This window comes from Thiolapillus sp. (genome assembly GCF_048562965.1).
Taxonomy (GTDB): Bacteria; Pseudomonadota; Gammaproteobacteria; order Chromatiales; family Chromatiaceae; genus Thiolapillus; species Thiolapillus brandeum_A.
Genome location: NZ_JBHNMF010001081.1, coordinates 1 through 914, shown reverse-complemented (window position 1 = coordinate 914; position 914 = coordinate 1). Strand labels below are relative to the sequence as shown.

The 914-nt window shown below is 54.2% G+C and carries 2 protein-coding genes; both read left to right on the top strand.

The window, feature by feature from the left end; translation table 11 throughout:
• On the top strand, positions 1–551 hold a 551-nt coding region (locus ACOCD2_RS22420; protein ID WP_419626161.1), incomplete at its 5' end, for a hypothetical protein.
• The coding region (locus tag ACOCD2_RS22415) for an RHS repeat-associated core domain-containing protein (RefSeq protein ID WP_419626159.1) at positions 530–914 on the top strand (385 nt) is incomplete at its 3' end. The genes ACOCD2_RS22420 and ACOCD2_RS22415, both read left to right, overlap by 22 nt.

Below are 914 nucleotides of genomic sequence, written 5' to 3'. Positions count from 1 at the left end.
AGGCTCACAGCACTGCGGCCGAACACACAACCCTTCTGAGTTCTACTCACAACCTGCCGGCAACCGAGGGGCATTCCCTCCTGCTGTTCCGGCGGGATCACGTAGTTCGTAAAGATGTACCACCCTGGCTGGTGCACCATCAGGAGATGCTCAAACGGTCGACCGAGTATTCTGACAAGCTTCGGGCTCAGCTGGATAGCACTAAATGGCTACGTAGCAGGATGCACCCGATATCCCCCAACATCGCCCGCCGCATCACGCTAAACCGGAAAATATCGAATCTTACTGTGGAACTCGCACAAAGTGACTACTGGGTAGACTTTTATCAGTACAAAGTCCAGACTGATACTGCGCGCTATCACGCCGGCATACCCGGATCCCCCATCTCGACGATTGCCGATGCTGAAGGCGAGAGCTGGATACTGAAACATACATCCGAAGATATACCAAGCCCCCAACTGGAGATTAAGACAGAAACCCCGGAAGGATTTCAGAAGCCAAGACCAAACTTGATCAAAAGGTTATTCCCATGGCTGAACCGGCAAAGATAGCAGTGCTCCTGATGCTGCTAAGTCTACCGGTTGCCGGGCAGAGTGAACCCCGCTACGCAGGAGGTGGCTACCGTGGCGACCTGGTACAGCTGGGTGCCCGGTATCTCAATCCACGACTGTCAAGGTTCACCACACCAGATCCCGCTCAGCAATTCATGTCCGGCTATCAGTACAGCGCTGGTACCCCTGTGACACTGGCAGACCCTAGCGGTGCCATGCTACCGGAGGATCTGGCAGGCAGCATCGAGCGTGCACTGGATGGCTTGGAAAATGAGTATGCTACAGTTACTGAGAATACACAGCGCGTAAAGGCTGAGAACCTGAAACCCGTTGAAAACCCCAAACGTATTATTCGCCGGCCAG